This is a genomic window from Pseudomonas sp. P179 (genome assembly GCF_000478485.2).
Lineage (GTDB): Bacteria > Pseudomonadota > Gammaproteobacteria > Pseudomonadales > Pseudomonadaceae > Pseudomonas > Pseudomonas aeruginosa.
The window spans coordinates 1,855,837-1,879,000 of sequence record NZ_KI517354.1 but is presented as its reverse complement, the minus strand read 5'-3'; the positions used below and the strand labels follow the sequence as shown (position 1 = coordinate 1,879,000).

The following is a 23,164-nucleotide window of genomic DNA, read 5'->3' as shown; positions in this document are numbered from 1 at the left end:
GGGAAATGGACTTCGACGGATTGGACCGCCAGCTGCGCGACAGCCTGGCCGATCTGAAGCTGAGCAACGAGGAGCGGGACGAACTGCGCCAACTGGGCAGCGAGCTGGCACCCGACCAGGTGCGTTTCCTGCGCAACCGTGCCTTCGACCTGGTGCGTGAGCTGGTCCTCCTGGAGGAGCAGGGCGAACGGATAGCCGCCCTGAAGTGGCTGGAGCAGGTGGTGCGCACCCTGGAGGTTACCGCGGCGGCGCCGCGCAGCCGCGCCAGCGCCTATTTCAGTCCCGGCGAGGAGTGTCGGCGGAAGATCCGCGAACTGTGCCGGCAGGCCAGGCAGAGCCTGGACATCTGCGTGTTCACCATCTCCGACGACCAGCTCAGTGCGGAAATCCTGGCCTGCCATCGGCGCGGCGTTCCGGTGCGGATCATCAGCGACGATGACAAGCAGTTCGACGAAGGCAGCGACATCCATGCGCTGCGCGAGGCCGGCGTGCCGCTGCGAATCGACGACAGTCCCTTCCACATGCACCACAAGTTCGCCCTGGTGGATGGCGCCTGGCTGCTCAACGGCAGTTTCAACTGGACCCGCAGCGCCAGCGTCAACAACGAAGAGAACCTGCTGGTAACCGACGACGCCGTGCTGATCGGCGCCTATCGGCGCGAGTTCGAGGAACTCTGGGGCCGCTACGCCCCGCGCTGAGCGGCAGCGACGCGAGAAAGGCAGGGCAGGCGGTCGGCCGGCGGACCGCACGCGGGCGGGTTTCAGGTTAGACTTGCGCCCTTTCGCTTCCCACGCCGGTATTCCCATGGCCCTGCAATCCACGCCCTATAAAGCCGATATTTCCCTCACCGACCTGGACCGCGGGGTCTACGAGACGTTGCGCCTGACCGTGGCCCGGCACCCCTCCGAGACCGAGGAGCGCCTGGCCGTGCGCTTGCTGGCCTACGTGCTGTGGTACGGCGAGCAGATCGCCTTCGGGCGTGGCCTGTCGGACGTGGACGAACCGGCGCTCTGGGAAAAGAGCCTGGACGGCCGGGTCCTGCACTGGATCGAAGTCGGCCAGCCGGACGCCGAGCGCATCACCTGGTGCTCGCGTCGCTGCGAGCGCTTCAGCCTGCTCGCCTATGGCAACCTGCGGGTCTGGCAGACCAAGGTGCTGGACAGCGTGCGCAGCCTGAAGAACATCAACGTCGCGGCAGTGCCCCAGGAACCCCTGGAGAGCCTGTCCCGCGACCTGCCGCGTTCGATCAACTGGACCGTGATGATCAGCGAGGGCACCCTGTTCGTCACCGACGAGAACGGCCAGCACGAGTTGCAACTGGAGTGGCTGCAGGGCGAGCGTTGATCGCCGCCGCCGTTTCCTTCCGTCGAGCCGAACGAGTGACCTGATGCGTATCGAACCCCGCCCCCTGCCCGAAACCCTGCCCGATCTCGGCGACCTTCCGCCATTGCTGGCGCGCCTGTACGCGGCTCGTGGCGTGCGTTGCGCCGAGGAGCTGGACAAGGGCCTGGCGCGGCTGATTCCCTACCAGCGGCTGAAAGGCATCGAGGAGGGCGTGGCGCTGCTGGTGGACGCCCTGGAGGGCGGCCAGCGGATTCTCATCGTCGGCGACTTCGACGCCGACGGCGCCACCGCCAGCAGCGTCGGCGTGCTGGCCCTACGCATGCTCGGCGCGGCCTGGGTCGATTACCTGGTGCCGAACCGCTTCGAGTACGGCTACGGCCTGACCCCGGAGATCGTCGGCGTGGCCCTGGAGAAGCGTCCCGACCTGCTGGTGACGGTGGACAACGGCATCTCCAGCGTGGACGGCGTCCAGGCGGCGAAAGCCGCGGGGCTCAAGGTGCTGGTCACCGACCACCACCTGCCTGGCCCGGAACTGCCGGCGGCGGATGCGATCATCAACCCCAACCAGCCGGGCTGCGAATTCCCCAGCAAGGCCATGGCCGGGGTCGGGGTGATCTTCTATGTGATGCTGGCGTTGCGGGCGCGCCTGCGCGAGCTGGACTGGTTCGCCCGGCGCGGGCTGAAGGAACCGAACCTCGCCGAGCTGCTCGACCTGGTGGCGCTGGGCAGCGTCGCCGATGTGGTGCCGCTCGATGCCAACAACCGCATCCTGGTCCACCAGGGCCTCGCGCGCATCCGCGCCGGCCGCGCCCGGCCGGGCTTGCGCGCGCTGCTGGAGGTGGCCGGGCGGCCTCCGGTACGGATCACCTCCACCGACCTGGGTTTTATCCTCGGTCCGCGCCTGAACGCGGCGGGTCGGCTCGACGACATGTCCCTCGGCATCGAATGCCTGCTCTGCGACGACGAAGCGCTGGCCCGCGACATGGCGGTGCAGCTCGACCAGTTGAACCAGGACCGCAAGGCCATCGAGCAGGGTATGCAGCGCGAGGCGCTGGCGCAGCTCAAGGAGCTGAGCCTGGAGCAACTGCCGTTCGGCTTGTGCCTGTTCGACGCCGACTGGCACCAGGGCGTGATCGGAATCCTCGCCTCGCGCCTGAAGGAGCGTTACCACCGGCCGACCATCGCCTTCGCCGATGCCGGCGACGGCAGCCTGAAAGGCTCGGCACGGTCGATTCCCGGCTTCCACATCCGCGACGCGCTGGACGCGGTAGCCGCCCGTCATCCCGGGCTGATCAGCAAGTTCGGCGGCCACGCGATGGCTGCCGGACTATCGTTGCCGCAGGAAAACTTCGGCGCTTTCTCCGCCGCCTTCGATGCCGAAGTACGCCGCCAACTGGCCGAGGAGGACCTGGCCGGGCGCCTGCTCTCCGATGGCCAGTTGAGCATCCAGGAGTTCCACCTGGAGTTGGCGCGCGCGTTGCGCCAGGCCGGTCCCTGGGGCCAGCACTTTCCCGAGCCGATGTTCCACGGGGTGTTCCAGCTGGTGCAGCAGCGGATCGTCGGCGAGCGTCACCTGAAGCTGGTGCTGAAAAGCGAATGCGGCTCGCTGCAACTGGATGGCATTGCCTTCAACATCGACCGCGAGCAGTGGCCCAACCCTACCGTGCGCTGGGCCGAGCTGGCCTACAAGCTCGACGTCAACGAATTCCGCGGCCAGGAAAGCGTGCAACTGATGATCGTCCACATGGCCCCTCGCTGAACGCGCCACGGGGCCACGGGCAACCTAGCTGCCCCCTGCTTTTCTGTTAGCTATTCCAGCGAAAACATACAGATTTCCGGCGAAATCAAGGCTACCTGCCAGTTCTGGCAGGTTTGGCCGCGGGTTCTTTTTGGTACACGAAAGCACCGTCGAAAACGGGACCGAGCCAGGGGAGTGCAGTTCCTTCTACCCGAAGGACTGATACGGCTGTTCCGATCAGCCCACAAGGCGGCGGTAAGCGTCGGCCGAGTACTTCGGCCTGAAAAAACCAGGAGAACTGAACAAGATGAAGAAGGTTTCTACGCTTGACCTGTTGTTCGTTGCGATCATGGGTGTTTCGCCGGCCGCTTTTGCCGCCGACCTGATCGACGTGTCCAAACTCCCCAGCAAGGCTGCCCAGGGCGCGCCCGGCCCGGTCACCTTGCAAGCCGCGGTCGGCGCTGGCGGTGCCGACGAACTGAAAGCGATCCGCAGCACGACCCTGCCCAACGGCAAGCAGGTCACCCGCTACGAGCAATTCCACAACGGCGTACGGGTGGTCGGCGAAGCCATCACCGAAGTCAAGGGTCCCGGCAAGAGCGTGGCGGCGCAGCGCAGCGGCCATTTCGTCGCCAACATCGCCGCCGACCTGCCGGGCAGCACCACCGCGGCGGTATCCGCCGAGCAGGTGCTGGCCCAGGCCAAGAGCCTGAAGGCCCAGGGCCGCAAGACCGAGAATGACAAAGTGGAACTGGTGATCCGCCTGGGCGAGAACAACATCGCCCAACTGGTCTACAACGTCTCCTACCTGATTCCCGGCGAGGGACTGTCGCGGCCGCATTTCGTCATCGACGCCAAGACCGGCGAAGTGCTCGATCAGTGGGAAGGCCTGGCCCACGCCGAGGCGGGCGGCCCCGGCGGCAACCAGAAGATCGGCAAGTACACCTACGGTAGCGACTACGGTCCGCTGATCGTCAACGACCGCTGCGAGATGGACGACGGCAACGTCATCACCGTCGACATGAACGGCAGCACCGACGACAGCAAGACCACGCCGTTCCGCTTCGCCTGCCCGACCAACACCTACAAGCAGGTCAACGGCGCCTATTCGCCGCTGAACGACGCGCATTTCTTCGGCGGCGTGGTGTTCAAACTGTACCGGGACTGGTTCGGCACCAGCCCGCTGACCCACAAGCTGTACATGAAGGTGCACTACGGGCGCAGCGTGGAGAACGCCTACTGGGACGGCACGGCGATGCTCTTCGGCGACGGCGCCACCATGTTCTATCCGCTGGTGTCGCTGGACGTGGCGGCCCACGAGGTCAGCCACGGCTTTACCGAGCAGAACTCCGGGCTGATCTACCGCGGGCAATCAGGCGGAATGAACGAAGCGTTCTCCGACATGGCCGGCGAGGCAGCCGAGTTCTACATGCGCGGCAAGAACGACTTCCTGATCGGCTACGACATCAAGAAGGGCAGCGGTGCGCTGCGCTACATGGACCAGCCCAGCCGCGACGGGCGATCCATCGACAACGCGTCGCAGTACTACAACGGCATCGACGTGCACCACTCCAGCGGCGTGTACAACCGTGCGTTCTACCTGTTGGCCAATTCGCCGGGCTGGGATACCCGCAAGGCCTTCGAGGTGTTCGTCGACGCCAACCGCTACTACTGGACCGCCACCAGCAACTACAACAGCGGCGCCTGCGGGGTGATTCGCTCGGCGCAGAACCGCAACTACTCGGCGGCTGACGTCACCCGGGCGTTCAGCACCGTCGGCGTGACCTGCCCGAGCGCGTTGTAAGCTCGGTGGCCCCGGCCGGCACTCCAGGAAGGAATGCCGGTCGGGGTCGCTCAAGCCGTCTTCCGCCAGGAGGGCGGCTGCTTTATGTCGCTTGGGCCGTTGGCCTCCGCGAACCCGGTCTAAAGTTCAGGTGTGAGCTTTATTCCAAGACCGACCGGGAGTCCTGCCATGAGTCTGCTGTTCGAGCCTCTTAGCCTGCGTCAAATCACCTTGCCCAACCGCATCGCCGTATCGCCCATGTGCCAGTACTCGGCGCAGGAGGGCCTGGCCAACGACTGGCATCTCGTGCACCTGGGCAGCCGCGCGGTGGGCGGCGCCGGCCTGGTGATAGTCGAAGCCACCGCGGTGTTGCCCGAGGGGCGCATCACCGCTGACGACCTCGGCATCTGGAGCGACGCGCATGTCGAGCCGTTGCATCGCATCACCCGTTTCATCGAGTCCCAGGGCGCGGTCGCCGGGGTCCAGCTGGCCCACGCCGGGCGCAAGGCGAGTACCTGGCGGCCGTGGCTGGGCAAGCACGGCAGCGTGCCGATCAGCGACGGCGGCTGGATACCGGTGGCGCCATCGGCGATCCCGTTCGATCCCCAGCACACGACCCCCGAGGCCCTGAGCGAGGCGCAGATCGAGGCGCTGGTGCAGGCCTTCGTACGCGCCGCCGAGCGCTCCCTGGCTGCCGGCTTCAAGGTCGCGGAGGTGCATGCGGCCCACGGCTACCTGTTGCATCAGTTCCTCTCGCCGCTGTCGAACCAGCGTCGCGACCAGTACGGCGGCTGCTTCGAGAACCGCATCCGCCTGCTTCTGCAGGTCACCGCCGCGGTGCGCAAGGCCTGGCCGCAAGAGTTGCCGCTATTCGTGCGGCTGTCCGCCACCGACTGGGTGGAGGATGGCTGGAACCCCGACGAGACCGTGGAACTGGCCCGGCGCCTGAAGGACCTGGGCGTGGACCTGATCGACGTGTCTTCCGGCGGTACCGCGGCGAATGCGGAAATCCCGGTAGGACCGGGCTACCAGACCGAGTTCGCCGAACGGGTGAAGAAGGAGGCCGGCATCGCCAGCGGCACGGTGGGCATGATCACCGAGCCTGTGCAGGCCGAGCATATCCTGCGCACCGGTCAGGCCGACCTGATCCTGCTTGCCCGTGAACTGCTGCGCGATCCGTACTGGCCGTTGCACGCCGCCGACGAATTGCGCAACGAGCAGATGCCCTGGCCGCCGCAGTACCTGCGAGCCGCTCATCGCAGCACGCCGCCGCGCAAATCCCTGGAAATGCAGTGAGCCGTCGGGGCCGTCGGCGCGGCGAGGCGCTGGCGGCCCACCTGATGGAAACCTTTGCCGACCTTGGCGGTCTGCCTGGCATCAGGAAATCAACCTGGGCGTTTCGTGGGAGATATTGCGTAATGGCAATATGATGTTATTCTCCCGCGACGTTCGCTCCGGACCGCACTTCGAGAAAGGATGCTCGCATGCACGCCAACGCCGGTTCTCCCCACGCCTCCCTGCCTGACAGCGATGTCGCCCTGCTGGCCAATATCCTGGTCCTGGCGACACGCAACATGAACAACATGACCACCATGCTGGCGCACCTTTCGGTGGAGCTCAGCCAGAGCGAAGAGCCACGCCTGCAACGGGTCGGTCATCGGGTCCTGAACGAACTCTCGGAGCTGGGGGCCGCCCTGGAGACCCAGTGGGACCTGATCGGCGCGCTGGCGCGTTTCTCGCCCCTGCTCGAACGTACCCTGCCGCGCCAGGAACCCCTGGTCACCGAGATCCACCTCACCGAACTGCCGGGCCAGGCGCTGCCGCCCTCCGCCTGATCGGCGCGTCGCTCAGCCCTGCGCGGGGCTCTGCGACAGGTGTTCCAGGTAGCAGGCGATGATGTCCACCGACAGCTTGAGGCGGGTTTCCAGCAGCGCCATGGTCGGCTGGAAGTCGGCCACGCTGAGGGCCTTGAGGAACAGGTCGGCCTTGAGCATCTCGAGAAACTGGCAGGCCACCGCGTAGAGCGTTTCCTCGTCCATGTGAGGAGCGACCGCGGCCAGTCGCTCGCTGAGCAGCAGATAGCTCTGCTGCGGCCCCTGCTCGTAGAAGGACTTGCCGATCGCCGGAAACCGCGGGGATTCCGCCACCACCAGGCGATAGAGGCTCTGGCAGCGGGGATCGAGCAGGCTGGTGAGAAAGCGCCGGCCGAAATGCTCGAGGGTGGCGCTCAGCGTGGCGGCGGGGCGCGGCTGATCGGCGCTGTCGTCGAAGATTTCCCCGATCATGTGGGCGATCACCGCGGCGAACAGGCCCTCCTTGCCGCCGAAGGAGCTGTACAGGGTTCCCCGTGAACCACCGGCCCGTTCTATCACCATGTCCAGGGTGGTGCCTTCGAAACCGTGTTCGAGAAAGGCCTGGGTAGCGGCGTCGAGCATGGCGCGGCGGCGTTGCCTGCCGCGTTCGGTCAGACGGGGAGAAGCATCGTTCATGAGCGGTATCGGGCCTCGCGGGGTGGCGGTCGGAAGGTGCGCATGGTGGGCCGTCGGGACGGTCCGTTCAAGCCTCCAGGCGGTTTGCTGAGAGCGTTTCTCGTTAGGGTTGACGCTGGTCATTTAAGAACTGTATCGTACAGTACTGTTTTGGCAAGCACTTCCGCTCATTCCTCCGCCTTGCCTCCCCGCAGGAGTCCCCCCATGAATGCCCCCGCTAAGAGCCTGTTGGATATCGATGCCTTTCCCTTGGTCCAGGTCCGCGAGATGCCCCGCGAGCTGGCCGATGTCGAGCGCTGGTTGGAGGAGGTCGAGGCGCTGCTGGCCGTCGAGCGCGATTTCGCCCTGGTCTATCCGCCGCTCCCGCAGGAAACAGCTGAAGGCGACCAGCAGGCGCGCAAGCGCCTGGTGTTGTGGCTCAAGGAAAATCGCCAGCGCTTCGTCGAGCATTGCCGGGGCATCCTGCTCAGTGCCAACGGCCAGCCGGACAACCTCGCCGACCTGCAGCAACTGGCGCCGGTGCTGCAGGCTGTCTACGGCCCGCCGGTGAGCGTGGCGCCGGACCTGGCGTCCGCCCGCGGCATGGCGAAGGCACTGCTGAGCGGGCCGGCGACGGGGATGAACTGGTGACGCCGCCATGTCCCTGAACACTCCGCGCAACAAACCGTCCCGCACCGAGACCGAAGCTGTCGCTGCCAGCTCGGGACGATCCGCCGTCGGCCGGCGGGATTACACCGAGCAGCTGCGCCGGGCAGCCCGGCGCAATGCCTGGGACCTCTACGGCGAGCACTTCTACTGAGCGGGCGTGCCGGATTGCCATTGGTGCGGGCGATGGAACACATCGTTTGATTCCTGGGCTCTTTACCTCAAGTTAACTTGAGCTATCAGAATCCGCGCAGAGCGTCTGGCGATCTTGCCGGGCGCCACTCCATGCCCGGAGGCAACGATGGATAGCCCGTCCACTCTCGCTCGTCCGCACCCCCAGGCCAGCCCGCGATGGCTGGCAGTTGCCAATGTGATCTTCGCCGGCATCGCCGCTGCCCTGCATGTCGGCAAGGCGACCATCGCCCTGCCGTCGCTGCAACGGAGCTTCGGCGGCGACCTCGCCGCGCTGAGCTGGATCATGTCCGCCTTTCCGTTCGTCGGCGTATTCGGCGGCATCGCCGCCGGCCTCCTGGTGCGTCGCTGGGGAGATCGCCGGCTGCTGACCGGTGGGCTGGCGATTCTCGGCGGGGCGAGCCTCCTCGGTGCGTCGATGCAGGACTTCGCCTGGTTGCTTGCCACTCGCTTCGTCGAGGGGCTCGGTTTCCTCATCGTGGTAGTGGCGGCGCCCGCCGTGTTGCACAGGATCACCAGCGAGACGCGGCGCAGCGTGGTGTTCGGTCTGTGGAGCACCTTCATGGCAGGCGGAATCGCCCTCTCGATGCTGTTCGGGCCGCTGCTCGCGGACTGGCGTGCCGACTGGCAACTGAGCGCACTGCTGGTACTGGTCGCGGCGCTGCTGCTGCCGCTCAGCGTCCCTGCCGACGATGGGTGCAGGGCGGCAGGCGTGAGGCCGGCCGGTCTTGGCACGTTGCTCAAGGTTCCGGCGATCACCCTGCTGGCGCTCGGCTTCACCACCTACAACCTGCAGTTCTTCGCCCTGATGACGTTCCTCCCCGTGTTCCTCATGCAGCGCCTGGGCGTCGCCCTGGAGACTGCGGGACTCATCGGCGCGGCCATCGTCGCGGCGAACGCCCTGGGCAATGTCGCGGCGGGTTTCATCCTTTCCCGCGGCATACGTCCCGGCGCCTTGCTGGCGAGCACCGCGATCCTGATGGGACTCACCGGTGCGGCGTTCTTCCATGCCGCGATGCCGGGGCTCCTGGCGATTGCGCTGGGGTTCGTCTTCTCGGCGGTCGCCGGCATGCTCCCCACCACCGTGCTGGCGACCGCGCCGCTGGCCTCACCCGCGCCTTCGCTGACGCCACTGGCCATCGGCTGGGTAATGCAGGGCAACTACCTGGGGCAGGTGATCGGCCCCTTGCTGATCGGCCTGATCGTCAGCCGTTTCGACTGGTCGGGCGCGATCGGCCTGATGCTGGTCGCGGGCGCGGCGGGGGCCGTCCTGGGGTTCTGCCTGCTGCGTGCGCTGGACGGCCTGCCTCGCGCCATTGCCACGGGTTCCGCGGCTCGCCCCGCGGATTAGAAGAGAAACCGGCTTCGTGCAGGGCGGGTAGCCGAGCGACTATTCGTCCTGCGCATTGGTTCGGCACGGGCGGCCAGAGGCCGCCGCCGTCCCTCGGCTCAGTCGTCGCGGGTGAGCACTTCCAGCAGTTCGATCTCGAACAGCAGGTTGGAGTGGGGCTTGATGTGCGCGCCGACCTGCCGTTCGCCGTAGGCCAGGTGGGAAGGGACGAACAGCCGTCGCTTGCCACCGACCTTCATGCCCATCAGGCCCTGGTCCCAACCCTTGATCACTCGTCCGGTGCCGATCACGCACTGGAATGGCCGGCCGCGCTCGTAGGAGGAGTCGAACAGCGTGCCGTCTTCCAGGGTGCCCTTGTACTGGGTGGTGATCAGCGCACCCTTCACTACCTCCTTGCCGTCGCCCAGGAGGAGGTCTTCGATCTGCAGTCGGTCGTTCATGGGGCGGTACCTGCGCGGTTTGCGGAAAGCCGCGATTCTGCCAGCAAGCGCGCCGCCTGTCGCCGAGCCGACGGATCAGGGCATTGCCAGGCGGTCCGCGGCACGGGCATCATGCCCGCGCCTTTCCGTCGGGAAGGCTACCGCGTTCCGCGATGTCGCGCGCATCGCGGCTGGACACATATCTCAGGGATCATACGAGAACATATCCGCATGCAAAGACTGTCGCGTATCGGCCGCAACACCCTCGCCGTCTCCGTTTCCACCTTGCTCCTCAGCGCCTGCAACCAGGGCGACGATGCGCCGAAGCCTGCGGCGGTCGCGCCGCAACCGGCCGCACCGAGCATGGCTGCACTGAGCATCCCGCTATGCCTCAACGGCCAGTGCGCGGTGATCGACCAGGACGCCAAGCTGCTCGTGCCGTTCGACAACGACTACGACAATATCGTCGCCAGCGCCTACCAGGGCACCCTGATGGCGGCGCGCGAGGAGCGCTGGAACCTGATCCAGGCGAAGGACGGCAAGGTGTTGCGCGACGATATCGGCGAAGCCCTGTCGCTGCTCACCCCCAACCTCTATGGCTTCGTCCGCGATGGCAAGTACGGCGTGGTCGACGGCCAGGGCAAGGAAGTCCAGGCGCCGCGTTTCGACGACATCTACCCCAACAGTGCCAACGAATTCATCATCTACGAGATCGATGGCAAGCGCGGCATCCTCGATGCCAAGGGCAAGCAGCTCACCGAGGCGCTCTACGACACCACCCTGGTCAACGGCAGCGTCGCCGAACACGGCGGCTTGATCAGCGCCGAGCGTGGCGAGGAGAAGTGGATCATCAACCTCGCTACCGGCGAACAGAAGGCCGTGGCCTACGAGAGCCTGGGCGACCTCCACGACGGCGTGATGAGCGCCAGCGTCATCGGCAAGGGCTCCCAACTGGTGGATGCCAAGGGCGACGTGGTCGGTGACGGCAAGAGCTACGATTACCTGGGCACCCCGGCCAACGGTCTGGTCGCGTTCCGCGAGAAGTACGACAGCCCCTGTGGCTACCTCGACTACCAGGGCAAGGTGGCGATCGCCGCCCAGTTCGCCGGTTGCGGCGCCTTCGGCAAGCAGGGCGGGCTGGCCCAGCAGCGCATGGAAGATGGCTCGTCGGGCAAGTACGGCCTGATCGATCGCAGCGGCGCCTGGAAGGTGCAGCCGCAGTACGATTCGGCCGACAGCGCCGGCCTCACCGCGCTTGGCTACACCGTCGACGTGCCCGGCCTGGCTGCCGTCGGCGTGAGCACCGGCCTGTTCAGCGCCGACTTCGGCATCTTCAACCTCGACGAAGGCAGCGAGTGGGTGAAGCCGGGTTATGCGCAGATCGGCGCGCTGGGCAACGACCTGTTCGTCGTGGCGAAGAAGGGCGGGCCGCAGAAAACCGTCAGCTTCATGGGTTCGGAAAGCCAGGTGCCGGTGGTGGGCCTGATGGACCGCAGCGGCAAGATGCTGCTGGAGCCGGACGAACTGATCAGCATCCAGTCTGCGTATGACGGTCGTTTCCTGGAAGGTCTCGACGGTATGGACAACGCTGCCCACACCGTGTTGCTCGATCGCCAGGGACGCACGCTGGTTCCAGCGCTCTGGCAGAAGCTGGAGGTGAATCCGCAGCAGGGTTACATCCTGGGCTACGAAGTCAGCGGCACTGGCGACGAGGCGACGGAAACCTTGCGCGCACTGTACGACCTGAACGGCAAGCCGCGCTTCACCGTGGCCACCACCGATTGCGGCGCCGAACAGTTGCTCGACGGCAATGGCAAGGCGATCTGGCCGCAGGACCCGACCCCGTATTGCCAGTCGGACGACGAGCAGGACGACGAAGGCGAGCCGGAGCAGGAGCCGGCGCCCGTCGAAGAGAGCGAGGAAACCAGCGAGAGCTGAGTTCCCCGGGCGCGTCCGTCCCTTGCGGCGGGCGCGCGGTTCCGCTGTTTCGCCGTGGCTGCTGGCCACGGTCTCCCCTCACTGGCGGTGCCAGAAGTCCGAATACTCCTCGAACGGGTAGCGCTCGCCGTCATAGCGCAGCGTGCGCTTCACCGTGCGCAAGGGTTTGCCGTTCTCCGTTTCGCCGTCGCTGACCCGCGAGGTGATGACCAGGTCGGCAAAGCCGTTGGAGCGTCCGCGGCCGAGTTCCAGGGTCAGGTGCGAGACTTCCTGTTCGAACCCGGGCTCGGCGGAGCAGACCGAGCCTTTCAGCGTCCTCCACTGGTCCAGGTAGGTATTGAGCACCGGCCGCAGCTTGCCTTCGCCGGCCGGCACCACCAGGGTCAGCAGGTTGTCGAAGCCGGCTTCCGGACAACTGGCGCCACGCGCCACGCTATGGAATACCACGCCGAAGGCGCGCACCGTCGGGCTCAGGCGATAGCGCGCGGTGTCCAGCCAGAGGCTGTCGCTGCCGACGGCGACGGAGGCGTCTTCTTCGAAGTCGCTGTCGTAGCGTTCGAGCAGCCTGCCGCTGCGGCTGTCGGCCTTGGCCAATAGCAGATGCGGGTGGCGTTCGCCTTCCACGGCGGTGTCGCCCGGATCCAGGTAGGCCATGGCGATCACCGTCTGCGCGGGGTCGTCCGGCCAGGGCTTGCAGGCCACGGCGAGGAACGGACCGGAAGATTCGTACGAAGGGGCTATCCAGCCATCGTGGCCGACCTGCCTGGCTACGGCGTCAAGCAGTCGCGACGCGCAGGGCTGCGGTTCGCGGGCTTCGGCCTGGCTGGCGAGTCCCAGCAGCAGGAGGCAGAGTCGGGCGGAGAGGCGGCGGTTACGGTCCATGTGAAAAGAGTCCTTTGGTGGAGGCGGGCACGGATGACGCCCGGCGCTGCGGGACATTCTAGCGGCTGCGCGGACCTTGCGAAGCGGGCTGGCGGGGCGGACATATCGCGGCCGCGCTGCTCAGGCCAGGCCGTTTTCCCGGATGTAGATAAAGAGTCCGGCATTGCTGTCCAGGCCAAGCTTGCGCATGGCGCTGCTCTTTTGCGCGCTGATGGTCTGCTTGCTGCGGCACAGTCGGATGGCGATTTCCCCGACCGCCAGGCCGCTGCCGTACAGGCGCAGCACTTCCACTTCGCGCGGGGTGAGTTGTTCGAGGCTGGCCAGCGGCTTGCCGTGCTCGGCTTCGCCCACTTCCAGCAGGTGTGCGATGGAGCGCGAGATGAATGGTCGACGGCCGGCGTGGCGGATCGCCTTGGGCAGATCGTCGAGCATGCCGCGTTTGCTCACCAGGCCGTGAATGCCCAGCTTGAGCAGGGATGAAACGAGTGCCGGGTTGCCGAGCATGGTGACGACGATGATCGGCAGGTCCGGATAGCGCCGCCGGACCTTCTGCACCAGGCGCAAGCCGTCGGCCTGCTGGCTGCCGGGCATCATCAGGTCGGTGATCAGCAGGTCGCAGGGGTGCGCTTCGAGCTGCGCCAGCAAGCCATCGGCGTCCTGGGCCTGGGCGACGATCCGCAGGTCGTCGTACGCACTCAGCAGATAGCGCATGCCGATCAGGGTGAGGGCGTGGTCGTCGACGAGGATGACGCGTGTTTTCATGAAATCGAACCCGATCGAGGTGGAGGTTTCCGCAGCGGCTACCGGCAACGCCGGCAGGCGGATAATCCGCCAGGAGGCAGCTCCGGACGGGCTCGAATTCTAGCGATGGTGTCTGTCGGTTTAATCAGGACTTTTCTGAATGCTAGTAGGAAATTTCCTATGTGTTTTCCCTAGGTTATTTCGAGGGGAGGCCGAGAAACATAGGGTCTTTGAACGGCTTTCGTGGAGTAGGGGTTGAAATCGCTGTCAGTACATTTCTGTCAGTCTTGCTGGACATCGGAAGGGCGCGACGGCAGCGCGGGTTCCGCTGCCGTCGCCGTCCTTCAACCCAGTTCGCGGACTGCCCGCACCGCCTGGTCGATGGCGGCATGGGCGTAGGCATCCCAGGCCGCATCCGAGTTGGCGATGGCGACATTGCCGACCTTGCTTCGCGCCAGTTCCATCAGCGCTTCGCTTTCCGCCTCGTCGTCGTAGAGGGTATTCATGAAGTAGGAGTAGCCGTGCGACCAGCGGTTCACGGTGATGCCGGTGATGTCGCGGCGGTGGTCGAAGCCCGCCGGGCCGAGCATGGCCTGGAGCTGGTCGCGGATGTCCTTTTCCAGTTGCTCGAAGCTCATCGCGTAGAGCTTGCTGCGGCCTACGCGAGCCTGGGTGCGGGCGTCCATGCCGGCGTTCGGGGTGGTCGGCACGTAGACCATGTGCACGCCGATCGGCTGCCGCGGGTCGCGTGGATGCCGGTAGCTGCCGAGGTCGACCGGGAAGTCCAGCTTGATCCGCGAGTAGGGCAGGGTCGGCGCGTAGATCTCGTGGATGCCGAGGGTCTTCCAGGCCTGCCAGTTGCGCAGCAATACCTTGGTGTACACCAGCGGGAACTTGACGTTCTGGCTCAGCGCATGGGCCTGCTCCTCGGAGAGGTCGCGCAGCAGGTACGGCACCATCATGTTGTAGCAGGCCATCACGCAGTGCTTGCCGCGTACCCGGTGCAGGCGGCCGGCGCGGCTGTAGCCGACATCGACGCCGCCGGCGCGGTTGCGCACGCTGACGGCGGTGCTGTTCAGGCGCAGGCGCACCGGGTGCCCGGCGAGGTCCAGCTTCGAGTAGTCGAAGCGGGCCATGACGATGTCCTCCATGCCTCGGCCCGGCGCCACCGCGGGGATCAGGTCGCGCACCATGAGCCGAGCCAGCGAGGCGTTGCCGTCGGGGAAATGGTAGATGTACGGCTCGTCCATTTCCGCCTGGGCCTCCTCGCTGGGTTGCGGCAGGCCGAGGGCGTCGAAGCCGGGGAAGCCGGCGGCGTATGCGTCGGCCGCCGGCAGGGCGTCGGCGCCGAGGGCAGAGAAGTCGTTGCTGCGGCCCTGGAAGTACTTCACCGAGGTTTCCGAGAGCCCGACGTTCTTGAGCAGGTAGTCGCGGTAGCTGGTCTTCGCCAGGTAGGTTTCCTTCTCTTCCACGCTCTTGCCGGCAAGATAGTCGCGAGGTGACTCGTACAGCGCGATGAGCGCCTCCCGGTCTTCGCGGCTCAGCGGGAAGTCGCCGATGAAGGCGCGCCAGGAGCGGGCATTGAGACGATCGCGGGGGACCTCGTCGGCAACCATCGGCGTCGGGTCGCCGCTGACCAGCTTGTCCACGCCGAAGCTGGCCTTGTCGAAGAACACCGCGCGGGACAGGCCCAGGCCGGGGTAGAAGTCGGTGTCGAAGGCTGTCTCGAAGCGCTTGAGCTCGACGCCCAGGTGTTTCAGCAGGTGTTTGGCGTCTTCGCTATAGAGGGCGTTCGGCGATTGCAGCGACTCGCTGCCGCCGTAGCCGAGGATGGTGCGCCCGCCGGCCTGGAATTCGTTGCGCTTGGCATGGCCGCCGAAGTCGTCGTGGTTCTCGATGACGAGGATGCGCGCCGCGGGGTGCCGTTCGCGATAGAACCAGGCGGCGGCGAGGCCGCTGATGCCGCCGCCGACCACCACCAGGTCGTATTCCTCTTCGATCGGCAGGTGGTCGACATCGAAGGTCTTCTTCTCCCAGCCCATCTGGTGTGCGACTTCGAAGGCGCCCGGATGGCTACCGCGCAGGCCGGTGAGCGCGGGCGGATAGTAGCGGCCGCCGGGGGCGGCGCGGAGGATCTCGGCGGGGGTCAGGCCTGCGGCGATGGTCAGGGCTACGCCGTTCAGGAAGTCGCGGCGGGAGATGGTCATGGGAAGTCCTTTGCGAGGCAGTGGGTGGCTCGGGGGAGCCATGTTCACAGATTGCTGTTGCGAATGCGCGCGGAGCGGCTGGCGTCGGACGCCGACCCGCAGTCGCGGGCGGGCGCGGAGTTTAGAGGGCCATGCCGGCGCGTCGAAGGGCTTTCTGCTGGCACTAGGCCTCTATCTGGAGAAATGTGACATGTGTCGCGCTTTGCCACGGTGTCCGGGGAGGCCGGCAATATCTCGAAGCAAACTCCCGGCGGGCAGCGCGGACGCGAAGGGCTAGAGTCGGTCGAATCCGGTTGTTACCGAACGTCCTGGAGGTTCCTCATGAATACCCGTGGTTTGCTCGACCAATTGCTCAAGTCCGGGCAGGAAATGTTGCAGAACAAGTCCGGCGGCAAGCCCGGCGCCAGCGGCGGCGGACAGCTCGGCAGCCTGCTTTCCGGCGCCGGCGGCGGAGCCCTGGCGGCCGGCGCCATCGGCCTGCTGCTGGGAAACAAGAAGGCGCGCAAGTTCGGCGGCAAGGCGATCACCTACGGCGGCCTCGCCGCGCTCGGGGTGATCGCCTACAAGGCCTACAACAACTGGCAGCAGCAACAGAACGGCGCCGCGCCGCAGGCGCAGCCGCAGACCGTCGACCGCCTGCCGGAAGCCCAGGCCGAAGTGCATAGCCACGCGATCCTCCAGGCCATCGTCGGTGCGGCCAAGGCCGACGGCCACATCGACGAGCGCGAACGGCAGATGATCGAAGGCGAGGTGGCCAAGCTGACCAGCGACCGCGAGGTGCAGGGCTGGCTGGAGCGCGAGCTGAACAAGCCGCTGGACCCGGCCGAGATCGCCCGTGCCGCGAGCACCCCGGAGATCGCCGCGGAGATGTACCTGGCCAGCCTGCTGATGGTCGACGAGGAAAGCTTCATGGAGCGCTCCTACCTCGAGGAGCTGGCGCGGCAGCTGCGCCTGGAACCCTCGTTCAAGCTGGAGCTGGAGAACCAGGCCAGACAGGCGCTGCAACGCCTGGCCTGAGACGGCGGAGAGTCGTTCCGCGGATAACCGCCGCCATCATGGCGGCGGCGTTGCCGAAGGGCCGAGCAGAACCTCTCGCTCGCGCTGGCACAGCTCCAGCAGGAAGTCCCAGACCACCCGCAGGCGCACCGAGCGGTGCAGTTCCCGCCGGGTGCTCATCCAGTACTCGCGCTGGATGCTTTCCTCGGGCAGCACCGGTACCAGCAACGGATCGCGGCTACCCATGAAGTGCGGCAGGATCGCCAGGCCGATGCCGGCCTGTGCCGCCTGCTGCTGGGCGACCACGCTGGTGCTGCGGAACACGACCTGCGGGTGGCGGCAGAAACTGTGGTGGAACATCAGTTCCTGGCTGAACAGCAGGTCGTCGACGTAGCCGATCCACTGGTGCCTGCCGAGGTCGTCGCGGTCGCGCAGCGGCGGCGCCTGTTCCAGGTAGGCGGGGCTGGCGAACAACGCCAGGCGATAGCGGGTCAGCAGGCGGGTGATCACCAGGTCGGCGCTCGGCCGGTCGAGGGAGATGGCGATGTCCGCTTCGCGGTTGGTGATGCTGACGAAGCGCGGCACCGAGACCAGCTCGACCTCCAGGCCCGGGTAGTGGCGCATCAATTGCGCCAGGCGCGGAGCGAGGAAGACGCTGCCGAGGCCTTCGGTGACGCCGATGCGGATCTGCCCCAGCGGCGAGATGCTCTGGCTCATTTCTTCCTGGGCGAGCAGCGCGGTGTTCTCCATCGCCTCGGCGTGCTTGAGCAGCGCCTGGCCGGCCGGAGTCAACTGGTAGCCGCCGGTGTGCTGGGCGAACAGTTGGGTGCCGAGGTCGCGCTCGATGTTCTCGATGTGCCGGGCCACCGTGGCGTGAGTGGTGCCGAGACGCTTGGCGGCGGTCAGCAGGCGACCGCTGCGCTGCAACTCGAGGAAGAAACGCAGGTCATTCCAGTCGAACATGGGGAGAGCCTTCTGCCGGGCCGAGGGGGGGGGGGGCTGTTAGAAAACGAACAATAGCTGCCCCGAAACGTTTGTTTTTTTATCGCGAATGAACGACTAGCCTCAAGCCGTTCGAGACTTGCCGGTCATCCGCAGGTCCGACGGCCCATCACAAGAACGACAAGACGAGGCTCGCCATGCCCGAGGTACTGGATACCTACGACTACCTCATCGTTGGCGCCGGACCTGCCGGCTGCCTGCTGGCCAACCGGCTTTCCGCCGACCCTGCCAACCGTGTCCTGCTGCTGGAAGCCGGCGGCCCGGACAACTATCCCTGGATCCACATTCCCGTCGGCTACCTCTACTGCATCGGCAACCCGCGTACCGACTGGTGCTTCGACACCGACGAGGTCCCCGGGCTCAACGGTCGTTCCCTGAAGTACCCGCGCGGCAAGGTGCTCGGAGGATGCTCCTCGATCAATGGCATGATCTACATGCGTGGCCAGGCCCGCGACTACGACCAGTGGGTGGCCGAAGGCAATCCGGGCTGGAGCTGGAGAGAGCTGCTGCCGCTGTTCCGCAGGATGGAGGACCATTTCGCCGGGACCAGCGAAATGCACGGCGCCGGCGGCGAATGGCGGGTAGAACGCCAGCGGCTCTCCTGGAAGCTGCTCGATGCCTTCCAGCAGGCGGCGGCGCAGACCGGCATCGCCAGCGTCGAGGATTTCAACGGTGGCGACAACGAAGGCTGCGGCTACTTCCAGGTCAACCAGCGCGGCGGGGTGCGCTGGAATGCCTCTAAAGGCTTCCTGCGCGGCATCGCCCAGCGCGCCAACCTGACGGTTCTGACCCATGCCGAAGTCCAGCGAGTGCTCCTCGAGGACGGCCGCGCCAGGGCCCTGTCGGTCCGTTGGCAGGGCCGCGAGCAGCGCTTCGAGGCGCGCCGCGAGATCGTCCTGAGCGCCGGCGCGATCGGTTCGCCGTGCCTGCTGCAACGCTCCGGGATCGGCCCGCGGGACCTGCTGGAGCAGCTCGGCGCCGGGGTCGTCCACGAGTTGCCCGGGGTCGGTGGCAATCTCCAGGATCACCTGCAACTGCGCATGATCTACAAGGTCGACGGCGTTCCCACCCTCAACCAGATCGCCGGCAGCCTATGGGGCAAGCTGGGCATGGGCCTGCGCTACCTGGCGAGCCGCAGCGGGCCGTTGTCGATGGCGCCGAGCCAACTGGGCGCCTTCGCCCGCTCCGATCCGCAGCAGCCCTCGGCCAACCTCGAATACCACGTCCAGCCGCTCTCGCTGGATCGCTTCGGCGAGCCGCTGCATGCCTTCCCTGCGTTCACCGCGTCGGTCTGCGACCTGCGTCCGCACAGCCGGGGAACGGTGCGCATCCGCTCGCTCGACCCGGGCGAGGCGCCGTCGATCCAGCCCAACTACCTGAGCGATCCGCGCGACCTGAAGGTCGCCGCCGACGCCATACGCCTGACCCGCCGCATCGCCGCCGCACCGGCGCTGGCCGCCTTCCGTCCGCAGGAATACAAGCCCGGCCCGGAATACCGCAGCGAAGAGGATCTGCAGCGCGCTGCGGCGGAGATCGGCACCACCATCTTCCACCCTGCCGGCACCTGCCGCATGGGCCAGGGGCCGCAAGCGGTGGTGGATGCGCAATTGAGGGTGCACGGAATCCCCGGCCTGCGCATCGCCGATGCCTCGATCATGCCCAGCCTGACCTCCGGCAACACCTGTTCGCCGGTGCTGGTGATCGCCGAGAAGGCGGCGCAGATGATTCTCGCCGAGCGCCGCCGCGAGGCCGCGCCGCAGGTCGTCGAAAGCGCCATGGCGGCCGGCGGCAAGGAGGCGGTGGAGGCCTGAGGATCGCTACACCCCGTATCGCGTGGCGCCCGGCGCCGCAGCGGTCGACGCTGAAAACGGAAATGGCAGACAACAATAAGAGCCCCCACAAGGGGCGGGAGAGCCGCAATGACCGAGTACGCAACGACCCCTTCCTACACAGTGCCTGCGACCACGCCCCAGGAGGAGCGCAAGGTGATCTTCGCCTCCTCGCTGGGCACGGTCTTCGAGTGGTACGACTTCTTCCTCTACGGCGCCCTGGCGGCGGTGATCAGCAAGCAGTTCTTCGCCGGCGTCAACGACACCACGGCCTTCATCTTCGCCCTGATGGCCTTCGCCGCCGGCTTCCTGGTGCGGCCCTTCGGCGCGCTGGTGTTCGGCCGCCTGGGCGACATGATCGGGCGCAAGTACACCTTCCTGGTGACCATCCTGTTGATGGGGTTGTCGACCTTCGCTGTCGGCCTGCTGCCCACCTATGCCTCGATCGGGGTCGCCGCGCCGATCATCCTGGTCACCTTGCGCATGCTCCAGGGCCTGGCCCTGGGCGGCGAGTACGGCGGCGCGGCGATCTATGTCGCCGAGCACGCCCCGGCGAACAAGCGCGGTAGCTACACCAGTTGGATCCAGTCCACCGCGACCCTCGGCCTGTTGCTCTCGCTGCTGGTGATCCTGGCCTGTCGCCAGTTGACCGGCGACGAGTTCGAGACCTGGGGCTGGCGCCTGCCATTCCTGCTGTCCATCGTCCTGCTGGGCATCTCCACCTGGATCCGCCTGTCCATGCGCGAGTCGCCAGCGTTCCTCAAGATGAAGGCCGAGGGCAAGGTCAGCAAGGCGCCGCTGCGCGAGTCCTTCACCCAGTGGGGCAACCTGAAGGTGGTGCTGACCGCGCTGTTCAGCATCAATGCCGGCCAGGCGGTGACCTTCTACACGGCGCAGTTCTACGTGCTGTTCTTCCTTACCCAGGTGCTCAAGGTCGATGGCGGCACCGCCAACGGTCTGCTGATCGTCGCCCTGGTGCTTGGCGCGCCGTTCTTCATCGTCGCCGGCTGGCTGTCCGACCGCATCGGCCGCAAGCCGGTGCTGCTGGCCGGCCTGTTGCTCGCCACGCTGTTCTACTTCCCGCTGTTCAAGGGCCTGACCCACTACGCCAACCCGGCCATCGACCAGGCCAGCCGGCAGTCGCCGATCAGCGTGGTGGCCGACCCGGCGACCTGCACTTTCCAGTTCGACCCGGTAGGCAAGGCGACCTTCGACAGCCCCTGCGACAAGGTCAAGACCTTCCTGGTCAAGGCCGGCCTGCCCTACTCGACGGTGGCGGCGCCCGCCGGCAGCGACGTCAGGGTGCGGATCGGCGAGACCGAGATCGCCGGCTTCGACGCCGAAGCGATGGCGGCCGCGGTGAAGACGGCAGGCTATCCGCAGCAGGCCGACGGCAGCCAGGTGAACAAGCCGATGGTGATCGCCATCATCTTCGCCCTGGTACTGATCTCCACCCTCTGCTATGGCCCGCTGGCGGCGCTGATGGTCGAACTGTTCCCGACCCGCATCCGCTATTCCTCGCTGTCCCTGCCGTACCATATCGGCAACGGCTGGTTCGGCGGCTTCCTGCCCACGGTCTCGTTCGCCCTGGTGGTGTACACCGGCGACATCTTCTACGGCCTCTGGTATCCGGTGCTGATCACCGGCGGTAGCCTGGTCTGCGCCTTGCTGTTCCTCCGCGAAACCCGCCATACCGACATCCACCGGTGAAATCGCGCCCCGTTCCCGGCATGGGGACGGGGCGCACATTCCCTCCGTGATGAACCTGTCTTCTCAGAAAAGTCTGGCTTGCCAGTTTTCTTTCTTTCTCTTTCTGCCACACTTCTGGCGTCAAAAAACGCCTTTCCAGCGCCTACAATAGCGGGAAAACCCTATGGCGCTGCTTGCCGGTGCCGGGGACGGCCTATACAGTCCGCGCGATTGACGGGCCGTTGTGGCGGCAGGAACGAATCCGGACTCGAGTCTTGGGGAAAAATGTGAAGAACTGGACTGTTCGCCAGCGAATCCTGGCAAGTTTCGCCGTGATCATCGCGATCATGCTGCTGATGGCCGCTACTGCGTACGTGAAGATGTTGACGGTGGAAAAGGGCGCCTACCGTGTCCAGGACGACGCCATGCCGGGGATGTACTTCATCACGCTGGTACGCAGTTCGTGGACCGACAACTACTTGCAGACCCAGGAACTGTTCGGCATCACCGACGACCACGAGCTGAGCAAGGCCGAGGCCGACAGTATCCTCGCCAGCGAGGAGCGCCTGGACCAGCAGATCGCCTCCTACCAGAAGACCATGAACCCGGACGAGGCCCGCGACCACGAGTTGCTCGCCGGTTTCCAGGCCGTGCGCAAGAACTACCTGGAGCAGCACGACAAGGTGCTCGAGCTTTACCGCGAGAAGCGCTTCGAGGAAGCCGGCAAGCTCGTCGCCGGCCCGTTGACCGAGCACTGGCGCGAGGGCCGCAAGTACCTCAACGAGATGATCGAGCTGAACAAGGACATCGCCGACCGCGCCTCGGACAACATCGTAAACGCGGTGGACGATGCCGAACTGAGCATGCTGGTGACCCTGCTGCTGGCGGTGGTGGTAGCCGGCATCTGCGGGTTCCTGCTGTTGCGGGCGATCACCCAGCCGATCCAGAAGATCGTCCGCAGCCTCGACCTGATGGCCGGTGGCGACCTCACCGCACGCCTGAACCTCGGCCGGCGTGACGAATTCGGCGCCATCGAGACCGGTTTCAACGGCATGGCCGAAGAGCTCAAGGGCCTGGTGTCGCAGGCCCAGCGTTCTTCGGTGCAGGTCACCACCTCGGTCACCGAGATCGCCGCGACCTCCAAGCAGCAGCAGGCCACCGCCACCGAAACCGCCGCGACCACCACGGAGATCGGCGCCACTTCTCGCGAGATCGCCGCCACCTCGCGCGACCTGGTGCGGACCATGAGCGAAGTCTCCGGCGCCGCCGAGCAGACTTCGACCCTGGCCGGTTCCGGCCAGTTGGGCCTGGCGCGCATGGAGGAAACCATGCACCACGTGATGGGTGCGGCCGACCTGGTCAACGCCAAGCTGGCGATCCTCAACGAGAAGGCCGGCAACATCAACCAGGTGGTCACCACCATCGTCAAGGTCGCCGACCAGACCAACCTGCTCTCGCTGAACGCCGCCATCGAGGCGGAGAAAGCCGGCGAGTACGGCCGCGGGTTCGCCGTGGTGGCCACCGAGGTGCGCCGGCTGGCGGACCAGACCGCGGTCGCCACCTACGACATCGAGCAGATGGTGCGCGAGATCCAGTCGGCGGTATCGGCCGGGGTGATGGGCATGGACAAGTTCTCCGAGGAGGTCCGCCGCGGTATCGCCGAGGTCGGCCAGGTCGGCGAGCAACTGTCGCAGATCATCCAGCAGGTGCAGGCGCTGGCGCCGCGGGTGCAGATGGTCAACGAGGGTATGCAGGCCCAGGCTACCGGTGCCGAGCAGATCAACCAGGCGCTGGTGCAACTGGGCGAGGCCACCGGGCAGACCGTGGAGTCGCTGCGCCAGGCCAGCTTCGCCATCGATGAGCTGAACCTGGTGGCGAACGGGCTGCGCAACGGCGTATCCCGCTTCAAAGTCTGAGGC

General features: G+C 66.4%; 20 protein-coding genes. 14 read left to right on the top strand and 6 right to left on the bottom strand.

All coding sequences use genetic code 11. From position 1 onward, the window contains the following. Positions 1–5 precede the first annotated feature (5 nt). The 6 genes from HMPREF1224_RS21280 (at position 6) to HMPREF1224_RS21255 (ending at position 6,700) form a co-directional block, all read left to right on the top strand. Positions 6–698, top strand: a complete 693-nt coding sequence (locus HMPREF1224_RS21280; protein ID WP_010793374.1) for a phospholipase D-like domain-containing protein — start codon at positions 6–8, stop codon at positions 696–698. A gap of 106 nt (positions 699–804) precedes the next feature. Further along, a complete protein-coding gene (locus HMPREF1224_RS21275; RefSeq protein ID WP_003092594.1) occupies positions 805–1,344 on the top strand; it encodes a YaeQ family protein in 540 nt (179 codons plus the stop codon). Positions 1,345–1,387: 43 nt separating this feature from the next. Next, positions 1,388–3,103 (top strand): single-stranded-DNA-specific exonuclease RecJ, encoded by a 1,716-nt coding sequence (gene recJ / locus HMPREF1224_RS21270; RefSeq protein WP_003100681.1) that lies wholly within the window; start codon positions 1,388–1,390, stop codon positions 3,101–3,103. Positions 3,104–3,389: 286 nt separating this feature from the next. Further along, complete coding sequence (lasB, locus tag HMPREF1224_RS21265) at positions 3,390–4,886, top strand: M4 family elastase LasB (protein WP_003100682.1); 1,497 nt, start codon at positions 3,390–3,392, stop codon at positions 4,884–4,886. Between the two features lie 168 nt (positions 4,887–5,054). After that, positions 5,055–6,161 carry an NADH:flavin oxidoreductase/NADH oxidase gene (locus HMPREF1224_RS21260; RefSeq protein WP_003119323.1) on the top strand — a complete coding sequence of 369 codons (1,107 nt, stop codon included), beginning with the start codon at positions 5,055–5,057 and terminating at the stop codon, positions 6,159–6,161. Positions 6,162–6,349: 188 nt separating this feature from the next. After that, positions 6,350–6,700, top strand: a complete 351-nt coding sequence (locus HMPREF1224_RS21255) for a hypothetical protein (protein WP_003100685.1) — start codon at positions 6,350–6,352, stop codon at positions 6,698–6,700. A 12-nt stretch (positions 6,701–6,712) separates the two neighbouring features. Here HMPREF1224_RS21255 and nalC read toward each other — a convergent pair whose 3' ends face one another. After that, on the bottom strand, positions 6,713–7,354 hold the full coding sequence (gene nalC, locus HMPREF1224_RS21250) for an efflux system transcriptional repressor NalC (protein ID WP_003113837.1): 642 nt from the start codon (positions 7,352–7,354) through the stop codon (positions 6,713–6,715). Positions 7,355–7,558: 204 nt separating this feature from the next. Between nalC and HMPREF1224_RS21245 the strand changes: the two genes are divergently transcribed. The 3 genes from HMPREF1224_RS21245 to HMPREF1224_RS21240 all read left to right on the top strand — a co-directional run bounded on the left by HMPREF1224_RS21245 (position 7,559) and on the right by HMPREF1224_RS21240 (position 9,542). Further along, positions 7,559–7,984 carry a hypothetical protein gene (locus tag HMPREF1224_RS21245; protein WP_003100688.1) on the top strand — a complete coding sequence of 142 codons (426 nt, stop codon included), beginning with the start codon at positions 7,559–7,561 and terminating at the stop codon, positions 7,982–7,984. A 7-nt stretch (positions 7,985–7,991) separates the two neighbouring features. Beyond that, entirely contained in the window at positions 7,992–8,153 is a 162-nt protein-coding gene (armR, locus tag HMPREF1224_RS0112125; protein ID WP_003100689.1) for a MexR antirepressor ArmR, read from the top strand. Between the two features lie 147 nt (positions 8,154–8,300). After that, on the top strand, positions 8,301–9,542 hold the full coding sequence (locus tag HMPREF1224_RS21240) for an MFS transporter (RefSeq protein ID WP_010793373.1): 1,242 nt from the start codon (positions 8,301–8,303) through the stop codon (positions 9,540–9,542). A gap of 98 nt (positions 9,543–9,640) precedes the next feature. On the opposite strand, the gene HMPREF1224_RS21235 is transcribed toward HMPREF1224_RS21240, so the two are convergent. After that, positions 9,641–9,982, bottom strand: coding sequence for an FKBP-type peptidyl-prolyl cis-trans isomerase (locus HMPREF1224_RS21235; RefSeq protein WP_003092567.1), 342 nt, complete (start codon positions 9,980–9,982; stop codon positions 9,641–9,643). A 210-nt stretch (positions 9,983–10,192) separates the two neighbouring features. On the opposite strand from HMPREF1224_RS21235, the gene HMPREF1224_RS21230 reads away from it, so the two are divergent. Further along, the gene (locus HMPREF1224_RS21230; RefSeq protein ID WP_003113839.1) at positions 10,193–11,899 is read left to right on the top strand and encodes a WG repeat-containing protein; all 1,707 of its coding nucleotides are present in this window, start codon (positions 10,193–10,195) and stop codon (positions 11,897–11,899) included. A 78-nt stretch (positions 11,900–11,977) separates the two neighbouring features. Here HMPREF1224_RS21230 and HMPREF1224_RS21225 read toward each other — a convergent pair whose 3' ends face one another. The 3 genes from HMPREF1224_RS21225 to HMPREF1224_RS21215 form a co-directional block, all read right to left on the bottom strand. Continuing rightward, positions 11,978–12,781 carry a PA3715 family protein gene (locus tag HMPREF1224_RS21225; RefSeq protein ID WP_003113840.1) on the bottom strand — a complete coding sequence of 268 codons (804 nt, stop codon included), beginning with the start codon at positions 12,779–12,781 and terminating at the stop codon, positions 11,978–11,980. 120 nt (positions 12,782–12,901) lie between these two features. After that, positions 12,902–13,543: a two-component system response regulator TtsR gene (locus tag HMPREF1224_RS21220; protein ID WP_003092560.1), complete on the bottom strand. Its 642-nt coding sequence runs from the start codon at positions 13,541–13,543 to the stop codon at positions 12,902–12,904. A gap of 323 nt (positions 13,544–13,866) precedes the next feature. After that, positions 13,867–15,729 carry a flavin monoamine oxidase family protein gene (locus HMPREF1224_RS21215; protein WP_010793372.1) on the bottom strand — a complete coding sequence of 621 codons (1,863 nt, stop codon included), beginning with the start codon at positions 15,727–15,729 and terminating at the stop codon, positions 13,867–13,869. Between the two features lie 321 nt (positions 15,730–16,050). Between HMPREF1224_RS21215 and HMPREF1224_RS21210 the strand changes: the two genes are divergently transcribed. Next, complete coding sequence (locus HMPREF1224_RS21210; protein WP_003106298.1) at positions 16,051–16,746, top strand: tellurite resistance TerB family protein; 696 nt, start codon at positions 16,051–16,053, stop codon at positions 16,744–16,746. A 36-nt stretch (positions 16,747–16,782) separates the two neighbouring features. Here the strand turns inward: HMPREF1224_RS21210 and HMPREF1224_RS21205 are convergent, their stop codons facing one another. Further along, a complete protein-coding gene (locus HMPREF1224_RS21205; protein WP_003092552.1) occupies positions 16,783–17,688 on the bottom strand; it encodes a LysR family transcriptional regulator in 906 nt (301 codons plus the stop codon). A gap of 176 nt (positions 17,689–17,864) precedes the next feature. Between HMPREF1224_RS21205 and HMPREF1224_RS21200 the strand changes: the two genes are divergently transcribed. The 3 genes from HMPREF1224_RS21200 (at position 17,865) to wspA (ending at position 23,161) form a co-directional block, all read left to right on the top strand. Next, positions 17,865–19,538, top strand: a complete 1,674-nt coding sequence (locus HMPREF1224_RS21200; protein ID WP_003117468.1) for a GMC family oxidoreductase — start codon at positions 17,865–17,867, stop codon at positions 19,536–19,538. Positions 19,539–19,646: 108 nt separating this feature from the next. Beyond that, positions 19,647–21,266, top strand: a complete 1,620-nt coding sequence (locus tag HMPREF1224_RS21195; protein ID WP_003106293.1) for an MFS transporter — start codon at positions 19,647–19,649, stop codon at positions 21,264–21,266. A gap of 266 nt (positions 21,267–21,532) precedes the next feature. Next, the gene (wspA, locus tag HMPREF1224_RS21190; RefSeq protein ID WP_003106291.1) at positions 21,533–23,161 is read left to right on the top strand and encodes a Wsp signal transduction system chemoreceptor WspA; all 1,629 of its coding nucleotides are present in this window, start codon (positions 21,533–21,535) and stop codon (positions 23,159–23,161) included. The last annotated feature ends 3 nt before the right edge of the window (positions 23,162–23,164 follow it).